The following is a 21537-nucleotide window of genomic DNA, read 5'->3' on the forward strand; positions in this document are numbered from 1 at the left end:
TGTCGATCAAGCCGGCTTCCACGCGCGGCGGATCGCACTCGGTTGCAGCCTGCCTATGAAGATGAAGTTCAACATCAACGAGAGCTGATTCGTGACATCGGCAAAGGCGTTTCAAACGCTCGCTTCTTCCCCATGTTCCACTGACCGTTGCGAATCGCCGGCGAGCGCTCCGTTTTTTGTGATCGCACCCTCGGCTTCGCCATCGCCCGAATCGGCGGCCGCTTGGAATACCATCCCAACAAATTCGATCCCTCCGTTTGCAGAGAGCTCGCGGACGTGAAACGCAATTTGGTCGAACTGCACAACGTCCCCCGCAACGGGAATTTTGGGAGCCAGGCGTCGACGAATCCATTGGTCCAATGTGGCGTCTTTGTCCTTGTCGACGTTCAAGTCATAGAACAGATTGAGGTCGCTCATACGGATCGAACCACGCAACGGAAACTCGAGATCGCCAAGTGTTTTGCTGGCCGGATGCTTCCTGTTAGCAAACACCTGGTCGACCAAAACGCGGACCTGCGGCCGCATCATGACAATCACGTGGTCCCCACTCTGCAATTCCGAACGCCCCTGCGGCATGATGATCTGATCGTCGCGCACGATTAGGCCGATGACGACACCGTCGGGCAACGCCAAGTCTTTGATCAAGCAGTTGGTTGCACGGCAGTTTTCATCGACGTAATAGTCGACGATGTCGGCGTCGACGTTCCGCAGCGAACTGAGTTCTAAAGTGACGGGAGCCTGATGACGCTTCGAGACCTCCAACTTCAGCCGCCGCGCTATCGTGGGCAACGTCCACCCTTGCACCAATGCCGATACTAAAACGACAAAAAAGACGGTGTCAAACAACACCGACGCACTCGGCAACCCTGCGATCATGGGGAACGTTGCCAGCGTGATCGGGACGGCACCTTTTAATCCCACCCACGACAGGAACGTCAGCTCGCGAGTGGAGAATTTGAAAGGTGCTGCGCAGATGAAAACCGCAACCGGTCGAGCGATGAAGATCAGGATAAACGCGATCATCAGTGCAGGGATTGCGACGTCGATCAGCCGGCTGGGGAACGAGAGAATTCCCAGCGCGATGAACATCAGGATTTGGCATATCCACGTAACTCCATCGTAGAACAGCAGGATCCCGCGATGAAAAATCGGTCTACGATTCCCGATCACGATCCCCGTCAGGTAGACCGACAGAAAACCGCTGCCCCCTAACTCCGCCGCAAACCCAAACGAGAACAAGCCCAAAGCCGTCGCCATCACCGGATACAGTCCGGCGGCTTCCAGTCGTATGTGCCGAAGCAACCAAGCTCCCGTCCATCCCACCGCGATCCCGACGAACACGCCCACAGCCAATTGATTCAGAAAAAGCGTGACCAGACCGAACCCGAAGGGGACCTCGCCGCCAAGCATTTGAATCAGACCGACCGTCAGAAAAATCGCCATCGGATCGTTCGATCCGCTTTCGACCTCGAGCGTGTTAGCCAGCCGAGGCCGGATATGAACGCCTCCGCCACGCAACACAGCAAACACGACCGAAGCATCGGTCGATCCGACAATACTGCCCAACAACAGGCCTTGCCAAAGCGACAGTCCAAGTATCCACGACGCTGCGATTCCCGTGATCAACGCGGTAATCAACACGCCGACCGTCGCGAGCACTCCCGCTGGCTTCCATGCCGAACGGATGGACGCGTAGGGCGTTCGAATCCCTCCATCGAACAGGATCAAACAGAGTGCAACGGTCCCGATTCCATTGGCAAGCGCGTAGTCTTCGAACTCGATCCCGCCGATCCCTTCGGACCCCGCCAACATCCCGATGACAAGGAACAGGAACAACACGGGGACTCCCATCCGCGCCGAAAACTTGTTCGACGCAATCCCCAACAACAGCAAGATGCCGGTAATCAGAATCAGGGTTTCAATACTGAGCATGAATCACAAACACAAAGAGTTCGTCGGTGATAACAGGAGGGAAAATCATTCCCATCGGAACGATCGGTGGCGGGAGACTTCGATTCGCACGCCACATCTCGGCCGAGGGTCAGCTGGCGGATTGGACGCGAGCGATGGCGGCCTGAAGATCGCTACTGCGAATCGGCTTGACGAGGAATTCGTCGACGCATCCGCAACTATCGCTTTTCGGTTTGTCTTTGGAGGAGACGACGATAACGGGGACACGCTGCGTCTTGCGGATCTCTGCGATCGCGTCGAGTCCGGACAATTCGGACATCAAGATGTCGGTGATCACTAGGTCAGGTTGTTTCTGCTGGCACAGTTCGACAAGCTCGCGACCGTTTTCTGCGATGCCAACGACTTCATACCCGAAGCGAGGCAGGATTCGACGGAAATAGTCGCGAATTTCCGGCTCGTCGTCGGCGACGACGATTCGCAGAACTTTGGTCATGGATCTGTTCCTTCAAGAGGCAGCATAATTCTGAATTCAGCACCTCCCCCTTCGTCGCAGTTTCCCGCTGCAATCGTACCGGAGTGGGCGTCGATGATTCTCTTAGCAATTGCCATGCCCAACCCCGTCCCCTTCGATTTCGTCGTGAAAAACGCTTCGAAAGCTCGACTTTTCTGCTCCTCCGACAGACCGGGACCGTTATCGCGGACCGAAACGCACACTCCTGGCGCGCCATCGAACGCCCCGGTCGAACATTCGATATGAATCCGAACCGGATCGCTTCCCGCCGCAAGCGCATTTTCGTAAAGGTTCCGAAAGACCTGCTCCATCCGAAACGCGTCGATGTCGCAGACCGGATCGATCCCTTCCATCTGCTCGATCACCTCTGCGTCGCGGTCAGCATGCGCCGAATCGATCTGAGTCCACGCGCTCCGCCAGACGCTGCTGAGTTTCCGCAGCGAGCGTTCCAGTTGAATCGGCGCCGCATAATTCCGTAGCTCTTCCAGCAGATGATGCAGCGCGTCTTTGGCGTTGGCGATCTTTTGCAGATCTCGACTCGCCTCGGTCCCCTCGGGGATCTCGAACTCAAGCATTTCCACGCCAACTTGGATTCGTTGCAACGCGTTGCGACTCTCGTGCGCGATCGCTGCATGCATCTGCCCAATCGTCGCCAACCGCTCCGATTGGACCAGTTGCTCGCGGGCGATTTGCAATTCTGTCATGTCGGTGATCAGTCCCTCCAGCGCCAGCAGATTGTCCTCTGCATCCCAGACGCCGCGACCGTGTTCCCACATCCAACGCGGCTGACCATCGCGATGGCGAATCCGATACACCACTTGATACGGTTGTTTCTTCGCAAGAGCCGATTGGATCTGATCCCACAATGCTTCCCTGTCTTCGGGCACGATCAGATCGAACCACTCGGGGCTGCCCGCCATGATGTCTTCCGCAGGATAGCCGCTCAAGTTTCGGCAACCATCGCTGATGAACTCGGTCGGCCAGTCTTTGTCGTTAAGACAACGATAGGCGGCGCCGGGAAGGTTGCTGACCAAAGTAGCCAGCTGACGTTGGCTCTCTTGCAGCGCCGCCTCGGTCTGCTTGCGCTGCGTCACATCGCGAGCGATGATCGAGTAACCGATCGTCGTCGCTTCGGGACTGCGGATCGCCGAGATCGTCAACGACACATCGATCCGGTGACCATCTTTCGCCACACGGACGGTCTCGAACTGGTCGATCTGCTCCCCACGCTGCAGGCGTCCCTGCAGTTCCTGAAACTCTTCACGCCGGTCTTCGGGAATCAGAATCGAGATCGGCTGACCGATCGCCTCGTCCGCCGAATATCCGTAGATCTGCTCGGCACCTCGGTTCCACGTTTCGATCGTGTTGTCCAAGCTATTGCTGATCACGGCGGCGTCGGTCGATTCGACAATCGCCACCATCCGCCGCTGCGCTAAATCGACTTGCACCCGCTCGATGGCCAGTCCCGCCAGATTCGCGCAGTGCGTGGCGAACGTCAGGTCGCTCTCCGCTGGTACGCAAGGCTCGTGGCAATACATCGCAAACGCCCCAAGAACATCTCCAGTCGACGAGACGATCGGTTCGGACCAACATGCGCGTAGATTAGCCCGAGTTGCCAGGTCGCGGTAATCGTCCCACAGCTCGCTCGTTTGGATGTCGTCAACAACGACGCGTTGCCCCGTGAAGGCGGCGGTCCCGCATGCGCCGACCGAAGCCCCAATCGCCACGCCATCGATTGCCTTGGAATACGCATCGTCCAGCCCGACCGTCGCGCCATGCCGCAGAGTGCCACTCTCGCGATCCAACAACATCACGCAGCCGAGGGTTCCCGGGCGTGCCCGTTCCGCAAACGTGACAAGTGTTGTCAGAACCGATTCGAGCGAATCACCTCGCGCCAAACATTCGAGCACCTCGGTGTGACCGCGCAGCTCTGATTCCAACCGCTTGCGATCGGAGATGTCGCGAACGATCCCCGAAAAAATCCGCTGCCCCGCGATCTCCAGTTCACTAACTGCAAGCTCCATCGGAAATGTCGAACCGTCCTTCCGGCGACCGATCACTTCACGCCCGATCCCGATGATCTTCCTCTCGCCCGTCGCGAGGTAGTTGCCGACGTAGCGATCGTGCTGCGAGTGATACGGTTCGGGCATCAACTCTTTAACGTTGCGACCGATCGCCTCTGCGGCGTCGTACCCAAACAACCGCACCGCAGCCGGATTGAGCGACTGGATCGTCCCTCGCTGGTCGATCGTGATGATCGCGTCGACAGCCGATTCGACCACCGCCTTGGTCAACGCTTCGGAACCCTCCTGCGAAACGTGAGTCGCGTCGATATCGGTGCTGATTCCAAACCAGTGGGTGACCTGACCGTCTTCGTCGAACATCGGTTGGGCGCGGACCAGATGCCAGCAGTACGTGCCGTCGGTCATTCGATAACGCAGTTTGTCTTCGTAATTGCCGGGACCGGAAACCGCTTTTTCCCAATCGGTCCACACGCCTTTGCGGTCATCGGGATGGAGCGCTTCCACCCAGCCCCATCCAGCCGCTTCCTCGGGCGTTTGCCCGGTTCGTTCATACCACATCCGGTTGAACGAATCAGCTTGCCCATCGGGTCTGCAAATCCAAACCATCGCGGGAAGCGAATCGGCCAGCTGTTGAAAATGATCATTCATTGATACGGCACCTTGGCTCGATTTCGATGCGTCGAAGTCTTGTTCCACATTTCGCACCAACGCGTTTCCGCCAGTCCAAGTCATGGTGGCAGCCTGTTGTCGCACTCCGATCCGCTTTGACAGCTGCCGCCATCGCCGCAAAATCAGGTTCTCAGCTGCGCAACCCGATCGATTGGAAACTGCATATTCTAACGCGATTCCCCCTTCCGACCATCGCATCCGGGACGTTATCAACGGTCAAATCAAGGTTTCAATTTGCGGTATCCGCGGCCGCGCGATAGCGTCCGGTTCCCGCAGCCAACGCCGCGCTAACGCGAGCTGGGAACTTCGCCAGAGCACAACCACTTAACTGCCCTCCGCGCGAGCAGCGGCCGACCGAAGCCGCCAATCCAGCGATCGGCGATTGGAAAACGCACTACGCCAGTTCGCACGATCTGCCATTCGCGATAGACTACGAAAATGACAGAAGACACCTTTGATATATTGTTCGTCGAGGACGATCCGGAGTTCAGCTCAGGCTACGTTCGCTGGTTCGAGAAACACGGACACAGCGTCGAACACGCGACCACTGGGCAGGAAGCGGTCCGTCGATGCGATCAGCGGGAATTCGACATCATCGTGCTCGATTGGAATCTGCCGGGACTGAGCGGGCTGGAGCTCGTGCAGCGGATGTGCGAAGAAAATCCCGATACCGAGATCATCGTGCTGACCGGCGAGGGGACGATCGAAAAAGCTGTCGAATCGATGCGCCGCGGCGTCTTCGATTTTCTGTCCAAACCGTTTTCGATGAGTGGTCTCGAACGACGCTGCAAAGCGGCACTCGAACGCAGACGGCTGAAAATGGAAAACGCCCGATTGCGCGAAGTCATCGACCGCGGGCGGACGCCCGATCGTAAGATGATCGGCGAATCGAAACCGATGAAGTCGCTTTACCGGTTGATCGATCGCGTGGCTCCCACCGACAAAGCCGTTCTGATCCAAGGCGAAAGCGGAACGGGAAAAGAACTTGTCGCTCAAGCCATTCACGCCGGCAGCCCTCGCGCACAACGCCCCCTCGTCACGATCAACTGTGCGGCGCTGCCGGAACAGTTGGTCGAGAGCGAACTGTTTGGACACGAGAAGGGAGCGTTCACCGGAGCGACTGCCGCGAAGCCGGGGTTGTTCGAAATCGCCGACGAGAGCACGCTGTTCATCGATGAGATCGGGGAACTGCCGCTCTCGCTACAGCCCAAGTTGTTGCGCGTGCTCGAAGATGGTTCGCTGCGCCGCGTCGGATCGCATAAGCAGCGACGCGTTAACGTCCGCATCGTCGCGGCAACTAACCGCGACTTGCAGCAAGAGGTGGCGGAGCATCGATTCCGCGAAGATCTGTTCTACCGCATCAATGTGATGCCGCTGAATCTGCCGCCGCTGCGACAGCGGACCGGCGACATTGAATTGCTGATCGATCATTTCCTTGGCAACGATTGGGAGATCGAAGCCGATGCCCGCGCCGCGTTGCTCAACTGCCAATGGCCCGGTAACATCCGCCAACTGATCAATACGATCGACCGCGCCCAGATCCTCGCCGACGACGGCGTCATCACGATCGAAGACCTTCCGGCCGAAATGACGTCGCGGAAAAAGAGCGTGGTTTCCGAAAAGGCCCCCGCAGACAGCTCGATCTACGCAGTGATGCGAGCCCATCTGATCGACGTGCTCCGGCGCGAGCAAGGCAATAAAACCCAAGCCGCGCAGATCCTCGGCGTCGACCGCCGCAAGCTGTATCGGATGCTGCTGCAATACGACATCGGCGAATAGCGACGGACAGGTAACATTGTCTGGCCGTGGCACATCGGTCGATTCGAAATCGGTGGATTGATTGACTTGCGCAGCGGCAGCGAAGAGACTAGTCACTTTATCGGACGCGTCCGGTCCTTGCTCGCTCCATTCACAAGTTTGGGAAAACAAATGTCCGTGGATCATTTGCCAAGGAATTCCTCGATTTCACGCTTCGCTCGTCGGCGATCCGAGCTGATCTGTGCGGCGTTTTCCCTGCGAGCAATTTCGATTTTCGCAGTCGCAGTGACCCTCGTGGCGTTGCAGTCGACGACGCTCGCCGCGGCGGAAGACGATGCGGCGGCAAAGCCCAACATCGTCGTGATCCTTGTCGACGACATGGGCTACGGTGATCCGGGCTGCTTCAATCCGGAGTCGAAGATTCCGACACCTCATATCGATTCGCTGGCTCGCGACGGGATGCGATTCACCGACGCGCATGCTCCGGGCCCGTTGTGCCACATGTCCCGCTATGGCCTGATGACCGGGCGTTATCCGTTTCGCACCGACGTCAGCCGCTGGCCGACACAACCGTTGATCGCACCGGGCCAGATAACGATCGCTTCGCTGGCTCAATCCCGGGGCTACCAAACAGCGATGGTTGGCAAGTGGCATCTCGGTTTCAAAGAGAACGGGTACGACCAACCGCTGCCCGGTGGTCCCGTCGACTGCGGCTTCGACAGCTTCTTTGGAATCCGCGCTTCGACCGATATCCCTCCCTATTTCTACATCCGCGGCAACGCAGCCGTTCAACCGCCGAGCGACCGAATCGAAGCGAACAACAGCGCAGGCTGGTCGCCGATTCAAGGTGAGTTCTGGCGCGCCGGCGGCATCGCTCCCGACCTGCAATTGAAAGACGTCCTGCCGCGGTTTACCGATGAAGCGACGTCGATCATCAAGCGACACGCAGAGAACAAGAAGGACGCGCAGCCCTTGATGCTCTATCTCGCCTATCCCGCCCCCCACACGCCCTGGCTCCCTTCCGAAGCATTTGCCGGCAAGAGTGGAGCGGGGATGTACGGCGATTTCCTGATGATGGTCGACGATCAAATCGGCCGCGTTCTCGACGCGTTGCGGGCTGCAGAAATGGAAGACGATACGCTGGTTGTCTTCACTTCGGACAACGGGCCTGTCTGGTACGACGCCGATACCGAGCGGTTCGATCACGATTCCACAGGCGGCCTGAAAGGAATGAAGGGGGACGCATGGGAAGCTGGCCACCGGATGCCGTTTATCGCCCGATGGCCGAACCGCGTTGCAGCGGGAAGTACGAGCGAACAACTTGTCTGCTTTACCGATCTGCTGGCGACGATGGCTGATCTTTTTGAGGTTCCGCTGCCGGACGACGCGGCTCCCGACAGCTACAGCTTCCTCCCGGCGTTGACAGGCAAAGCCGCTGGCGAAACCGAACTGCGAGATGATTTTGTGATGCAACCTGGCGCCCGGTCGATGATGACGATTCGTCAGGGCAATTGGAAACTGATCACAGCGCTCGGTTCGGGCGGCTTCACCAAACCGTCGCGGATCCCATCGGGCGATGGCGCCCCAGCGGGACAGCTGTACGATCTGGGCAACGACCTCGGCGAATCGAATAACCTCTATGCGGCCAAGCCGGAGATCGTTGCCCGTTTGACGGCGCAGCTAAAGCGCGTCGTTAAATCCGGACGCAGCCGAACGCGGGCGGCAACCAAAGATGTCGCTCGCGGCGGATGAGCCGTTGCCTGTCTAGCGTCTGGGAGTTATTGCTGGATCAAATCGCCAGCGGATAGAATGGACGCCGTTAATCCAACCAACTGACAACGCTATTCCTGGCCCGACGTGTCCCCACCGAATCCAAACAACCTGCCGACCTTCTGTCTCCGTTTGGGAGCGTTTCTTTGCTTCGCCGGTTGGACGTGGGTTCATTATTATTGGGAGGGCCCCTACGGCGTGCTGCTGTGGCACGACGCGACCTTCGAATTCGCCACGCGTATGGGACTGACGTGGGAAGAGTTTGTTGGTGACGGGATCAACGATGGTTTCGTGCAGCAATGGATCGCCAAACTCTGGTGGCTCTACCTCGCCTGCACTCTCTTGACGCTTACCGTCCGCCAAAAGTCGTGGCTTCAGATGGTCGGTTTAGTTCTGGGCAGTGGCCTGTTGGTCGTGCTCAGCTACGCCGCTTACGTCGCCTCGCAAAACCAGCTGCCGATGTTCATCGAACACGGCGGGCAGATGCTCAGCCCAATTCTGCTTGTCATGGCGTTGGCTCTCGGGGTGCGGCACCGCGCGACGGTGATCACTGCGATCGTGGCAGTCATCCTGACCTTTGCAGGCCACGGCAGTTATGCCCTCGGGCTGTGGCCGACGCCCGGGAACTTCTATGCCATGACGACGTTGATCCTTGGCGTCGAATATCCCACCGCGCAAACGATGCTGCGAATCGCGGGAGTCCTCGACTTTGTGGTCTGCATCGGGATCTGCATTCCCTACCTGCGACGCCCGGCCGCGTTGTACGCCAGCATCTGGGGATTTTTGACCGCCATCGCCCGGCCGGTTGCCGGTATGTCGTGGGGACTCAACTACTGGGGCGCCGACCAATACCTGCACGAAGCGGTGCTGCGAGCCCCTCACTGCTTGATCCCGCTGTATCTGTTTTTATTGTGGCGGCAACCACCTTCGCCGGACAATTTGGATAAACTAGAGCCGACTGACTCCGAACCAATGGGAAACGAATGAAGCCGCAAAATTACAACCATCTTGGTCTCTACAAATCACTTGCTCTCGGTTGTCTGGCGATGCTCTTCGCCGCCACGCCGCTGCTGGCTCAGCCCGGTGCGAAGAAAAAGCCCAGACGCAATCTGTTGGCGATTCCCGAAGTGGAGCGTAGCGAAGTCATCTGTTTCGCGCTCTACACCGTTCACGACAACACGCTCAAGTTGACGGCCCAGTTGTATCCACTGGAATCAGGCGACGACCGAACCGTTCGCCTGGAAATCGAAAAGGATGGCAAGTGGGTTGAAGTCGCCAAGACCAAGGTCATCGAAACGGGCTGGACGGCGCCGTTCCGCGTCGAGAACTGGGACGATACGCAACAACGCAAATATCGTGTGCTGCATGGCCCCAAAGCGACCTACGAAGGGATCATCCGCAAGAACCCCGTCGACAAAGATGAGATCGTCGTCGCTGGCTTTACTGGCAACTCGATCCAACCGGCTCATGGCGGCGACATCTCTCGCCAAGACCTGATCGACAACGTGAATCGAATCGACGCCGACGTTTTGTTCTTCTCGGGCGATCAAGTTTACGACCACAACCGCCACTATGCCGCGTGGTTGAAGTTTGGCCGCGATTTCGGCGACATCATCAAAGACCGACCGACCCTTTGTCTGCCCGACGATCACGATGTGGGGCAGCCGAACTTGTGGGGCGAAAATGGCAAGATCTCGACGCTCAGCGGCAATGCCGACGGTGGCTATCGCCAACCGGGAGTCTATGTTCAGGAAGTCGAACGAGCTCAGACCAGCCATCTTCCCGATCCAGTCCATCCGCGGAAGATCGGTCAAGGAATCGGTGTCTATTACACCAACTTGAATTGGGGCGGCATCGACTTCGCGATCCTCGAGGACCGCAAATTTAAGTCGGGTCCGGCCGGCCGCGTTCCCAAGCAGGGGCCGCGTCCCGACCACATTCGCAACCCGGAATACGACCCGGCAAGTGTCGACGTCGACGGCGCGGTTCTACTTGGCCAGCAGCAACTCGATTTCCTCGACGCTTGGGCCGCCGACTGGCACCAGGCGAAGATGAAAGTCGCCCTTTCGCAAACGATCTTCTGCGGCGGAGCTCACATTCACGGCGCCGCCAACGGCCGACTGCATGCCGACATGGACTCCAACGGCTGGCCACAAACCGGCCGCAACAAGGCCCTGAAATCGCTCCGCAAAGCGTTTGCCTTCCACTACGCCGGCGACCAACACTTGGCGACGCTCTTCCATCATGGCGTCGATGAATACCGCGACGCCGTCTGGTCGTTCTGCGTTCCCTCGATCGCCAATCTGTATCTGCGTTGGTGGGAGCCGTTGGAACCTGGCGCGAACCGCGAACCGGGTAGCCCCGAATACACGGGCGACCAACTGGATGGCTTCGGCAACAAGGTTACCAACTACGCCGCCGCCAATCCCGAAAAGATGCCCGCCGGCAATCTGCTGAACACCCGCGCCGCCGGCTTCGGCATCGTCCGCCTGAACACGAAGACCCGCGAGATCACGATGGAGTGTTGGCCGCGGAACGTCGACGTCACCGATCCCTCAGCGAAACAGTATCCCGGCTGGCCGCGGACGATCTCGCAATTCGACAACTACAATCCGCCCTCTTGGGGGCAGCTGGGTGAGTTGACGTTTGACGTCGATTCACCGGTCGTCCAGCTGGTCGATTCCGCTAACGGCGAGATCCTCTATACCGTTCGCGTCAGCGGAAAACGCTTTGCTCCCGGGGCTCCGAAAGGCAAAACCTTCCACGTCAAAGTTGGCAAAGACAGCCCCGACACGGTCGTGATCAAAGACGCCCAAGTCGGCAGCCCGGCTCAATCGGTCAAGGTGAAGTAGCGCGGGTGCCGCGGCACCGACGACATTGCAAATCGCCGAGTCCTCTGCAACGCAAGGGACTCGGCTGCAGTGGCCTACGGTTTGAAGGCTTCCTTAAAACGTCATGTCCGGCGATAGCTTGAGGACACGGACTGCTAGCAGCTCTGCGATCGCTGACGTTTTAACGCGAAACGCTGCTTTGTCCTGCTGAAGTCCCGCACGATGAGGCGACATCGTCCTGGTATGCCAGGTCAGTGGAGCAGACGCCGGTGGAAGGGAGTTCCAGGTGGACGTCGCGAGCCGCCTTGAGATCGCCAGCAAGTTCCGCGACGATCGAGCGGACTTGTTCGTAACCGGTCATCATTAGAAAGGTCGGCGCTCGCCCGTAGCTTTTCATCCCCGCCACGTAGAATCCGGTTTCGGGATGTCGCAGTTCGGCCGCGCCATGAGGCGGCACCGATCCGCAGCTGTGGCGGTTCGGATCGATCAAAGGTCCCAGGGTTTTGGTCGCTTCGGTCGCGGGATCCAGTTCCAGCCGAAGTTCACGCAGCATGGCCAAGTTCGGTCGCGATCCCGCAGAGACGATGATCTCGTCGACGACGACTTGCCGATTTCCCTGCAGGTCGAGGACAACAAGTCCGTCGCCTTGTTGCTTGACCGCTCCGATCGATAGGCCTGTCAAAAGCGAGACGCTGCCGTCGTCGACCGCTTGTTTTACGCGAGTTCCCAGAGCACCACGCTCCGCGATTTCATCGGCACTCCCGCCTCCCCAAAGTTTGGCCGGGTTGCTGCGACGGACAGCCCAGGCGACCAACGTTGACGGCGCTGCTTTCGCCAGCTCGACAAGACTCAACACGTTCCCCGTGGCCGAGTGTCCCGAGCCGACAACGAGGACGCGTTTGCCGGCGTAGCGATCGCGGTCGTTGCCCAGAATGTCGGGCATCCCGTAGCGGATGTTGGCTTGGAACTGCTGCTCGCCGTCGGCCGGAATGCCGCCCGCTCCCATCGGGTTCGGATCCGATAGCGTTCCCGAAGCGTCGATCACCGCGCGTGCATAGAACCGCTGCGGGCCTGTCGGCGTTTCGGTAACGATCATAAAACCGGCTGCATCGCGGCAGCCGTCCTTCATCCGATCATGTCCCTCGCGCGACACCGAGACGACTTTGTGGTCCAGTCGGATTTGGGGCGCGATGCTAGGATGAGCGGCCAGCGGATCGAGAAACGTTTCGACAAATTCTGCCGCGTAGGGAACGTAAGCTCCCTCGGGCTGCTGCCAGTTCGATTCCGCCTCCAGCAGCCTTTTGCCCGCCGGATCGATCAGGTAGGACCACGGCGTGAACAACCGGACGTGGCCCCAAGACCGAATGCCGGCGGCGACCTCTGATCCCGCTTCGAGGATCATAAAGTCTTCCCCTCGTTCGGCGAGATTTGCCGCGGCGGCGAGCCCAACCGGTCCGCTGCCGATGATGGCGACGGGAAGCGAGTTCTCGGACTCCGCCTGCGCTGCGGGCTTCGGCAGCGGAGCGATGCTTGAAATCGTTGTCGGTTCGGCTGGACTAGAGGTCCCGCAACAGGAAGCTGCCGGTTTCTCGTCGGCTGTCGAGCAGCTGTTGCCGGTCAAACCGATAGGAGCCGAACCGCAGCAGCCCCCGCCGCCGGGGACTGCATCCTCGGAAGCTGTGTGGGATGTTGACGGACGATAAAGACTCTCCTTGGCGAGGATGAAGTCGCGGCGAGAAGGTTGATGCTGATTCATGATGTGACCTTCGATGATGTGGGTTGAATTCGATGGAGTCGATACAGCAAGCCACCAAACGACGTTAGCTTTACACACGCTCAACAGTGGTTCGCAACAGCGGTTTCCATTGCGACCGTTGCCATCGATAGCTGGTAGCACGATTCGAACTCCGGACACTTCCGACACGCGTCCCATTGCTTGATATCGGTTTCGATATGCGGCTTGCTCTGGATCATTCCGTGCGACTCGTCGGTCCGAATCGAAAAAACTTTACCCATCGGATCTCCCGAGCCAACCCGGCGTGGGAAGATCTTTCCAAAACAGGTTTTATGTTCCGTCTCGTTCATAGCTCACCCTCCAAGCTTGTCTGTGGTTGCATTACGATTGCTTCATTCATTTCGTTTCCCGTTCCGCCAGCAAACCATCCCTTGGTCTTCAGGCAGAATTTCACTAACGCCAGCATCAACGGCACTTCGATCAACACGCCGACAACGGTTGCCAATGCCGCACCGGATGACAATCCGTAAAGCATCGTCGCCGTTGCAATCGCGACTTCGAAGTGGTTCGAGGCGCCGATCATTGCGGTCGGTGCCGCGGTTTCGTAGTTGAATCCCAATCCCTTCGAGATCCCGTAGCCGAGTGCGAAGATCAGGACCGTTTGCAGGGTCAGCGGAATCGCGATCCAAAGGATTGTCAGCGGGTTCGCGACGATCGTCTCCCCTTTGAAGGAGAACAACAGGACCAGCGTCGCCAACAGCGCCGTGGTCGTAACGGGCGTCAGGTATCGCAAGAACCGATCTCGGAACCACGCTTCTCCCTTCGTCGCGAATAACCACTTCCGCGTAAAGTATCCAGACACCAAAGGCAGGGCGACGTAGATCGCGATCGACAACAACAACGCCTTCCACGGGACCGGCAACTGGCCAACTCCCAACAGGAAACCGCCCAGCAGTCCGTACAGCACCAGCATCGTCAACGAATTGATCGCCACCATGATCAACGTGTGGCCGTCGTTTCCTTTGGCCAGATATCCCCACACCAAGACCATCGCAGTGCAGGGTGCAATCCCCAACAGGATGCAACCGGCGAGGTAGCTGCGCCACAGCGGCACCTGCAGCATCTTCACCCCATCGACGAGGACAACTTCTCCCGCACCATAGGTCGCACCGACTTCGACGTCCGCGCCCAACGGAGCTTTGACATAATCGACCGCATCGGGACCGATCAGCCCCAGGAAAACGGTCCCCAAGAAAAAGCTAGCGATCGCGTACATCGTGAACGGTTTGATTGCCCAGTTGATCAACAGCGTCAATCCGACGGGCCGGATCGCCTTGCCGGCGCGAACGACTTCGCCAAAGTCGATCTTGACCATGATCGGGAACATCATGAAGAACAGGCAGATCGCGATTGGTATCGAGACGACCGGGGCATCACCGGAATAGATCGCCATCGCGTCGAGCGACTTCGCCAATCCCGGGGCAACCTTTCCCAATACGATCCCCGCGACGATGCACAGTCCAACCCAGACCGTGAGGTAGCGTTCAAAGAACCCGATCCCGCCACCGGAATTCAGCGCGTCGTTTCCGGGGCAACTCGATGTTTCGTCCATGTGCTCTTCTCGCTTCGTGTTCCGCTAAACCGTGCATCGCCGACAAACGATTACGATGTTCAAAAAAAGGGAGAGATGGTCCGCTACAACCTGTCCGCGGCGCGACAAAACCGTCGCCACCCTCACCCCACTCCGTTTATCGGCGATAGACGATAAAGACTACAACCTTTTCCCGCGGAAGTCAAACGCCACCCTCCGCCGCACCAAATACCAGCACGAAGCGCAAGCGAGTGATACCACCCCACGAGATCACACATCGTGCAAGAAGGTCGCCTTTCGCTCCGCGAAAGTGCGTTTCGCACTCGGCGCTCTTTCGCGGAGCGAAAGGCGACCAACAAGCCTCTCCGGCAAAGCCCATAGCAGCACGACGCGCAAGCGAGTGAACGGGCAAGTGTCATCGCAACACTCGCTTGCGCTTCGTGCTAGTATGCCAACGCGACACTCTTCCCCAAAAAAATCTGATCACCTTCGGCCGCGCGCAAGCAATCGCTTCGAGCCCGCAAAACACAACGTCCCGGGACTCCAGATCCCACTCGGCCGTCACTTGCCAACCTCCGCCGGCAACCGCTTTTCCAAAATTCCGCTGAATCTCCTATATGCGTGCGGACGAATGCATCACTAGTATTCGCTTAGGCGGATATGCTTTGTGAAGCCGCTGCCCCACCCTATCTCCCTCTGTTCTTACAGGCGGGATCCCGTTTCCCCAACTGAAGGATTGTCTGATGAAACGCACAAAATCGCACGTTCGAACGCTCGCCGCTTTGACTCTCGCCGCCTGCTCACTGGCCGGAACAACTCCGGTTACGGCTCAGCAAACGACGTCGGCGTCGACCGTCGCCGCTGGTCCCGCGGACGCGGCGCTGCACAACGCGGCTCGCGATGGGAAGTATCTGTTCGTCTACTTCTGGAAACAGAACGACCAACAGACGCAGTCGATGCAGGGCGTGTTCGACCAAGCGACCGGCCGGATGACGGATGTCGCCAATGCGATCCGCGTGAACATCACCGATCCCAGCAACGCATCGATCGTCGAAAAGTTTGGTGTCAGCCGCGCTCCAATGCCACTCTCGCTGGCGATCGCTCCCAACGGTGCCGTCACCCAAGGGCTGCCGGTATCGTTCAACGAAAATCAGTTGCGGGAAGCTGTCGTCAGCCAGGGGACTGCTGACTGTTTGAAGGCGATGCAGGACCGCAAGTTGGCTTTGTTGTGCGTTAAGGAGAACGTCGACTCCGCCGCTTTCCAAGGCGCTCGCGAATTGACGCAGGACGAACGCTTCGCCGCTTCGACTCAGATCGTCAACATCGATCCGACCGATGCGTCGGAGCAGAGCTTTCTGCAGTCGTTGAAGGTCGATGCGTCTGCTGGAAACGGAGTCCTAGTTGTCATGACGCCTGCGGGACAGCCGGTTGCGACGATTGCAGAAAACGCGACCAAAGATCAGATCATCCAACGCTTGACCGCTGTCAGTACATCCTGTTGTCCCGACGGAAAGTGCGCTCCCGGCCAGCAATGTTGCCCCGACGGCAACTGCGCTCCCTCCAAGAAGTAGACGTCTCGAGCTATCCACATCACACCAAGTCATCGATTCAGAGTCAGGAGACCAGTGCATGAACCTCAAAAAACTAGTCTGGCGAGAGCTCTTTGAGCGGAAGAGCCAGATGATCACGATCTTTGTCGGCATTCTGTTGGGCATCACGACGGTGATCGCCATCAAGAACATCACCTACTATTCCGAGATGGCTGTGGCGCGGGAGATGGACAGCTTGGGTGCCAACATCTTGGTGCTGCCCAAGTCCGTCACGCTGCAGGATTACTACTCAGCCGATATACACAACGAGACGATTCCTGAGGAATACGCGCTGCGGCTGACGATGTCGAATCTCGCCGGCGTCGATAACCTGTCGCCCAAGTTGTGCGTGCCTGTCGACTTGGACGGGCGTCAGTTCACGCTGACCGGAATCCTGCCCAAGAGTGAATTCCAGGCCAAGGCAGCTTGGGGTGGCGCCGGGATCTTCTCGCGTCCCATCGGTTGTGGAGCAATCGACGTCGGCGTCGCAGACGAGCCCGAGGACAAGAAAACGCTCGTTCGCAATCGCGTGATCGACGACTTGGCGACCGACGAAGCGTTGGTCGGCGCCGATACCGCGTCGGTCCTGGGAATCGAGGAAGGCCAAACGCTCGACCTGCTGGGCAAGCAGTTCTCCGTCGTCGCGGTGCTTCCCGAAACGGGAACCGTCGACGATTCGCGGATCTTCGCTCACCTGCACACCGTGCAGGAGATGGCGGGCAAGGAGGCAGTCGTCAGCTGCATCGAGATCGTCGGCTGCTGCAAAGAGATCTCGGCCGGGCTTGTCGACAACGTCAACAAGTTGCTCCCCGAGGCGAAGGTTGTCACGGTGACTCAGGTCGTTGCGACGCAGACAAAAGTCAACGGTATGATGGAGCAGTTGTCGATGATCTTTGTTGCCATCATCGTGGTTATCGGTGGGGCGGGGATCGCGAACTTCATGTTCGCTAACGTCTACGAACGCCGTCGCGAGATCGGCACGCTGATGTCGCTGGGAGCGGAGTCGCATTTGATCCTGCGGATCTTTTTGCTCAAGGCGTTGTTGTTGGGATTTGCCGGGGGCGTGGGCGGATTTCTGATCGGCACTGCTCTGGCCGTCACGCTCGGGCCACGCCTGGCCAACGTTCCCGTGCTACCGATGCCGGTCCTAGCGTTGTGGGCAATCGGAATCTCCGTCGGCACGACTCTGCTGGCCAGCTACTTTCCCGCTCGCAATGCGGCTCGTCTCGATCCCGTCACATCCTTTCAGGAGGTTTGAACCATGTTGTCGATGGAAAATGTAACGAAGACTTACCAGATGCACGGCCAGCGCGTGGTGGCATTGGACGATGCGACGTTGGAGATTCCCGAGGGAGATTTTGTCTCGTTGATCGGGCCCAGCGGCAGTGGCAAAAGCTCGCTGTTGGTGATGCTCGGCGGGATGCTCTCGCCGACGTCGGGGCGCGTGCTGCTGCACGGCGAATCGATGTACGACTTAAACGCCGACGGCCGCGCTCGAATGCGAAAGGCAAACATCGGCTTCGTTTTTCAGACGTTTAATTTGATCCCGTACCTGTCGGCTCAAGAGAATGTCCAGATTCCGCTCTACCTTTCGGGAACCGCCGAATCGGAGCAAGCCGATCGGGCGGCGGAGCTGTTGGCGCGGGTTGGTTTGGGAGACCGCTTGAATCACAAACCGACCGAACTGAGTGTTGGGCAACAACAGCGAGTCGCGTTGGCACGGATGTTGGCCAACGATCCCGCGGTGATTTTGGCGGACGAGCCGACCGGGAATTTGGATCCCGAGACGAGCGAACAGGTGATTGGCTACTTCGAGGAGTTCAATCGCGAGGGGCGAACGATCGTGATGGTGACGCACAACCCGGCGGCGGCAGAGCGAGCGAAGCGCGTCTTGAAGCTTCGCAACGGCAAGATCGTCGACGACCGCGCGTCGCTGCAGACGGTTGGTGCCGCGTAGATCTGTCAATTGCTCGGTTGAACCGGTCGCGTAGCCCCCGTTACAATGCTGCGACAAAATGCATCATGGCGTCGGGATACGCGACTGCCGTCCAATCATTCGGAAAGGCCATTGGGCTATGAGTACCACGACCGACCAACAGCTTCTGACCGACATGTCGACAGTTCCGCTGGCGGCGATCGGCGACCAGATTAACACGGTCTTTCGGGCGTTTGCCGACGGCACGCGGCTGCGAATTTTGCATCTGTTGGTCGACGACGAGATCTGCGTGGGGAACCTCGTCGAGATCCTACAGCTGCCTCAACCAACCGTCTCGCGGCACCTGGCCTATCTGCGAAAAGCAAACCTTGTCGACGTCCGCAAAGATGGACTCTGGTCGCACTATTCGCTCGCCCCGGCGCAGTCCTGTTTCCAGCAAAAGCTGTACGACTGTCTCAGCGACTGTTTCAACGATGTCCCCGAACTGCAGCAAGACACCCGCCGCGCCAAACAGCTAAAAGCAGAAGGCGGCTGCTGCGAATAGCGCCGGCTCATCCAAAATACCAGCACGACGCGCAAGCAAGTGATTCCAGAACCACTCGCTTCGTGCTAGTAGGGATAGCTCCCCAACCATGGTCGCCTTTCGATCCGCGAAAGTGCGTTCCGACTCAGCGTTCTTTCGCGGAGCGAAAGGCGACCAACAAGCCCTTCCACTGCCGCCAATACCAGCACGAAGCGCAAGCGAGTGTTACCGCGTCACTCGCTTGCGCTTCGTGCTGGTATGTTCTGATTCCCAACCGATGGTCGCCTTTCGCTCCGCGAAAGTGCGTTCCCGCCCCGCCGCTTTTTCGCGCGACGGTTCAAAATTCTGTGGCATTCCTGCTGACTCATGCCTGTTCCCGATGCAAGCCGAAAGCCCCCCGAAACATGATTGACAAACTATCGATGCGTGTGCTATCCAGGTATTACGTCTCGGCGGTAAACTCCGAAACAAGCAGATCGAAGTGATTGTTGAAGAACAAGGTCAGACGACTGAGGAAATGCACGACAGACTGCACGCTTTTAGCGTCTATCGGCGTTCATTTATGACCGCCTTTTCGCCCACCAAGACGCCAACCCGTATCCCAACCATTCTGAAAGCAAACCCAATATGTCAAGAAGCATAACAACTGGAACGCTACTACTCGCGACCTTCGCCTTGCTTATCTCAGGATGCAAGAACGAATTAGGTCAAAGCCAGACAGACACAGAGATTCAGAAAAGCACAGCTAAGAAGGTTCTGTTTGTTGTTACGAGTCATGACGAAAAAGGGGACACCGGCGAAAAGACGGGCTACTACCTAGGCGAAGTAACTCATCCGTGGGAAGTGTTGCATTCCGCCGGTTATGAAATCGACTTTGTGAGTCCCAAGGGTGGAAAAGCACCTGTGGATGCATTCGATATGAGCGATCCAATTAACAAGAAGTTTTGGGACGATGATGTGTATCGCAACAAAGTCGAGAACACAAAAACACCCCGCGAAGTAAACCCCGATGACTATGTAGCGATTCATTATGCAGGTGGGCACGGGGCGATGTGGGACTTCGCTGGTAATGATGCAATCGCTGAGATCGCAGCAAAGATTTATGAAAACAATGGTGTCGTGAGTGCGGTATGTCACGGACCGGCTGGCCTCGTGAACATTAAGTTGAGCGACGGAACGTATCTCGTCGACGGGAAAAAGGTGAATGCCTTCACCAACGAAGAAGAAGTCAAGGTTGAACTCGACGAAGTTGTTCCGTTTCTGTTGGAGGACAAGCTAATTGAACGGGGCGCCCAATTTGAAAAATCCGAACCGTTCCAAGAGCATGTCGCTGTAGATCAAAGATTGGTAACAGGGCAGAATCCCCAATCGGCGACAGGAGTCGGCATGGCAACGTTGAAGGAGTTGCAAAAGTTGAACGAAGCGACGCAGTAATCGCGTCGACCTAAAAGCGGGGTTCGGCAGAGTGCCCCCGTCATGTTGCAGTTTGAAACACTGCATTCAACTCAGCGAACGGAACGGAGTTCAGGTCCGGCTGAGTAGCTAACTTAGCCGGAGCTTGCCCTGAAAATCCTGCGCGACATAGCACTTCAGCGCGGGCGATACTAACAAAAAAAGCAGGCCCGTACGGGGACGCTTGGTCCGTATTGCTCGCGCTCCGGCAGGTGCTAGCCAAGAATGCTGCGTGTCCTCCAAGAAGAATGTCTGTTAGGACATGCGAGCATCTGAGGGCAAGCAGTAGTCGAAGGCGCGTCATTTATTCGTTCGGGATCGAGCCGGAACCGAATTGGCCTTTCCTACTGGCCGGTTTGGGGGCCGCGGATCCGTCGGCGGCTTGCGAGTTGAGTGACCAGTCGTAGTCGAGAAACGCGACCGATGTTTCGTTGCGGGAAGCTCGGAGGATCGCCTGTTTGACTCCGTCGTCCTCGACTCGATCGGCTAGCCATGGCAGATAGCCGCCGACGGGGTCCCAGTCGCCGCCGTACCAGTCCAACAGCGGACTCAGTCGGAGTGTGTCGCTGGCCGCGTCATAGGTCACGTATTTTGTTTGGTTTGCGAACTGAATGCTCTGGTCCTCTAACTGTTTTGTTAGGCGGGGCCCAGTGTAGGCTTCGGCCCTGATCGCCGGGCAACTCTTCGCAGCGCAAACCAAGGCGACGTGGATACGAGGCTCGCGAAATCGCTTGCGGATCAACTCGTGTTCGATCTCGTTAAGGCTGAACGTTTCGCCGTACAGGATGTGTTCTTTCAGATCAAAAAACTCGGTCCCTTCGACGTTGTAGTTCATCACCGAATCACGAATCTTGTGAGTGATGACGCCATTGATGACAAACGCGTTGTAGGCATTGCAGAACAGTGCCAACTGATCCGCCGACGTGGTCAACTTGCTGGGCTCTGATTCGGAAAGCTGTCGCAAGTAAGTGCGGAAAAGGTGATCGCGAGCGATGCCGTCGTAATCGACCAACCCGTTCTCGACGTGTGTCTTGAGTAGATAGTCCCATAACGCATGGTCGACGCCCGATGCATCGGGATGCGGCGTCGGTTTGGTCGACAACTGCACCTCTTGAAACGCTTTGGCCGCGACGACGATCGGTACGGAGAACGAAACGATCGCCAGCCAGAAAAAGGGGCCATAATAGGACGCTTTGCTTTTATTCATCGGTTGTGTTCCTGCAATTAGCTTCTGTGA

General features: G+C 57.9%; 16 protein-coding genes. 9 read left to right on the forward strand and 7 right to left on the reverse strand.

What is annotated here, in order from left to right:
- Nucleotides 1-111: 111 nt before the first annotated feature.
- The 3 genes from CA51_RS14325 to CA51_RS14335 form a co-directional block, all read right to left on the reverse strand.
- The gene (locus CA51_RS14325; RefSeq protein ID WP_145121699.1) at nt 112-1932 is read right to left on the reverse strand and encodes a potassium/proton antiporter; all 1821 of its coding nucleotides are present in this window, start codon (nt 1930-1932) and stop codon (nt 112-114) included.
- A 109-nt stretch (nt 1933-2041) separates the two neighbouring features.
- Entirely contained in the window at nt 2042-2404 is a 363-nt protein-coding gene (locus tag CA51_RS14330; protein ID WP_145121701.1) for a response regulator, read from the reverse strand.
- Nucleotides 2401-5094: a PAS domain S-box protein gene (locus CA51_RS14335; protein ID WP_197451187.1), complete on the reverse strand. Its 2694-nt coding sequence runs from the start codon at nt 5092-5094 to the stop codon at nt 2401-2403. Before CA51_RS14335 ends, CA51_RS14330 begins: the two co-directional genes overlap by 4 nt.
- Nucleotides 5095-5553: 459 nt before the next feature.
- On the opposite strand from CA51_RS14335, the gene CA51_RS14340 reads away from it, so the two are divergent.
- From CA51_RS14340 to CA51_RS14355, 4 genes are all read left to right on the forward strand, one after another.
- Nucleotides 5554-6894, forward strand: coding sequence for a sigma-54-dependent transcriptional regulator (locus CA51_RS14340; protein WP_145121705.1), 1341 nt, complete (start codon nt 5554-5556; stop codon nt 6892-6894).
- Between the two features lie 273 nt (nt 6895-7167).
- Nucleotides 7168-8625 (forward strand): sulfatase family protein, encoded by a 1458-nt coding sequence (locus CA51_RS14345; protein WP_231745696.1) that lies wholly within the window; start codon nt 7168-7170, stop codon nt 8623-8625.
- A 105-nt stretch (nt 8626-8730) separates the two neighbouring features.
- Nucleotides 8731-9630, forward strand: a complete 900-nt coding sequence (locus CA51_RS14350; protein WP_145121709.1) for a hypothetical protein — start codon at nt 8731-8733, stop codon at nt 9628-9630.
- Nucleotides 9627-11495 carry a hypothetical protein gene (locus CA51_RS14355; RefSeq protein WP_145121711.1) on the forward strand — a complete coding sequence of 623 codons (1869 nt, stop codon included), beginning with the start codon at nt 9627-9629 and terminating at the stop codon, nt 11493-11495. Before CA51_RS14350 ends, CA51_RS14355 begins: the two co-directional genes overlap by 4 nt.
- Before the next feature lie 160 nt (nt 11496-11655).
- Here CA51_RS14355 and CA51_RS14360 read toward each other — a convergent pair whose 3' ends face one another.
- The 3 genes from CA51_RS14360 to arsB form a co-directional block, all read right to left on the reverse strand.
- Nucleotides 11656-13230 carry an FAD-dependent oxidoreductase gene (locus CA51_RS14360; RefSeq protein WP_231745697.1) on the reverse strand — a complete coding sequence of 525 codons (1575 nt, stop codon included), beginning with the start codon at nt 13228-13230 and terminating at the stop codon, nt 11656-11658.
- A gap of 80 nt (nt 13231-13310) precedes the next feature.
- On the reverse strand, nt 13311-13559 hold the full coding sequence (locus CA51_RS14365; RefSeq protein WP_145121715.1) for a hypothetical protein: 249 nt from the start codon (nt 13557-13559) through the stop codon (nt 13311-13313).
- Entirely contained in the window at nt 13556-14821 is a 1266-nt protein-coding gene (gene arsB, locus CA51_RS14370) for an ACR3 family arsenite efflux transporter (protein WP_145121717.1), read from the reverse strand. Before arsB ends, CA51_RS14365 begins: the two co-directional genes overlap by 4 nt.
- 722 nt (nt 14822-15543) lie before the next feature.
- Here arsB and CA51_RS14375 point away from each other — a divergent pair.
- From CA51_RS14375 to CA51_RS14395, 5 genes are all read left to right on the forward strand, one after another.
- On the forward strand, nt 15544-16371 hold the full coding sequence (locus tag CA51_RS14375; RefSeq protein WP_145121719.1) for a hypothetical protein: 828 nt from the start codon (nt 15544-15546) through the stop codon (nt 16369-16371).
- A gap of 58 nt (nt 16372-16429) precedes the next feature.
- Entirely contained in the window at nt 16430-17647 is a 1218-nt protein-coding gene (locus CA51_RS14380) for an ABC transporter permease (RefSeq protein ID WP_145121721.1), read from the forward strand.
- Nucleotides 17648-17650: 3 nt separating this feature from the next.
- Entirely contained in the window at nt 17651-18346 is a 696-nt protein-coding gene (locus tag CA51_RS14385; protein ID WP_145121723.1) for an ABC transporter ATP-binding protein, read from the forward strand.
- Nucleotides 18347-18464: 118 nt separating this feature from the next.
- Entirely contained in the window at nt 18465-18869 is a 405-nt protein-coding gene (locus CA51_RS14390) for an ArsR/SmtB family transcription factor (protein ID WP_231745698.1), read from the forward strand.
- Between the two features lie 606 nt (nt 18870-19475).
- On the forward strand, nt 19476-20282 hold the full coding sequence (locus CA51_RS14395; protein ID WP_145121725.1) for a type 1 glutamine amidotransferase domain-containing protein: 807 nt from the start codon (nt 19476-19478) through the stop codon (nt 20280-20282).
- Between the two features lie 322 nt (nt 20283-20604).
- Here CA51_RS14395 and CA51_RS14400 read toward each other — a convergent pair whose 3' ends face one another.
- Entirely contained in the window at nt 20605-21507 is a 903-nt protein-coding gene (locus tag CA51_RS14400; protein WP_145121727.1) for a DUF547 domain-containing protein, read from the reverse strand.
- Nucleotides 21508-21537: the final 30 nt, after the last annotated feature.

This window comes from Rosistilla oblonga, from assembly GCF_007751715.1.
GTDB lineage: Bacteria > Planctomycetota > Planctomycetia > Pirellulales > Pirellulaceae > Rosistilla > Rosistilla oblonga.

Coding starts and splice junctions, on each gene's coding strand:
- CA51_RS14325 (WP_145121699.1), bottom strand. CDS start 1,932: ATGCTCAGTATTGAAACCCTGATTCTGATTACCGGCATCTTGCTGTTG.
- CA51_RS14340 (WP_145121705.1), top strand. CDS start 5,554: ATGACAGAAGACACCTTTGATATATTGTTCGTCGAGGACGATCCGGAG.
- CA51_RS14400 (WP_145121727.1), bottom strand. CDS start 21,507: ATGAATAAAAGCAAAGCGTCCTATTATGGCCCCTTTTTCTGGCTGGCG.
- CA51_RS14380 (WP_145121721.1), top strand. CDS start 16,430: ATGAACCTCAAAAAACTAGTCTGGCGAGAGCTCTTTGAGCGGAAGAGC.
- CA51_RS14335 (WP_197451187.1), bottom strand. CDS start 5,094: ATGAATGATCATTTTCAACAGCTGGCCGATTCGCTTCCCGCGATGGTT.
- CA51_RS14375 (WP_145121719.1), top strand. CDS start 15,544: ATGAAACGCACAAAATCGCACGTTCGAACGCTCGCCGCTTTGACTCTC.
- CA51_RS14365 (WP_145121715.1), bottom strand. CDS start 13,559: ATGAACGAGACGGAACATAAAACCTGTTTTGGAAAGATCTTCCCACGC.
- CA51_RS14360 (WP_231745697.1), bottom strand. CDS start 13,230: ATGAATCAGCATCAACCTTCTCGCCGCGACTTCATCCTCGCCAAGGAG.
- CA51_RS14390 (WP_231745698.1), top strand. CDS start 18,465: ATGAGTACCACGACCGACCAACAGCTTCTGACCGACATGTCGACAGTT.
- CA51_RS14330 (WP_145121701.1), bottom strand. CDS start 2,404: ATGACCAAAGTTCTGCGAATCGTCGTCGCCGACGACGAGCCGGAAATT.
- arsB (WP_145121717.1), bottom strand. CDS start 14,821: ATGGACGAAACATCGAGTTGCCCCGGAAACGACGCGCTGAATTCCGGT.
- CA51_RS14395 (WP_145121725.1), top strand. CDS start 19,476: ATGTCAAGAAGCATAACAACTGGAACGCTACTACTCGCGACCTTCGCC.
- CA51_RS14385 (WP_145121723.1), top strand. CDS start 17,651: ATGTTGTCGATGGAAAATGTAACGAAGACTTACCAGATGCACGGCCAG.
- CA51_RS14355 (WP_145121711.1), top strand. CDS start 9,627: ATGAAGCCGCAAAATTACAACCATCTTGGTCTCTACAAATCACTTGCT.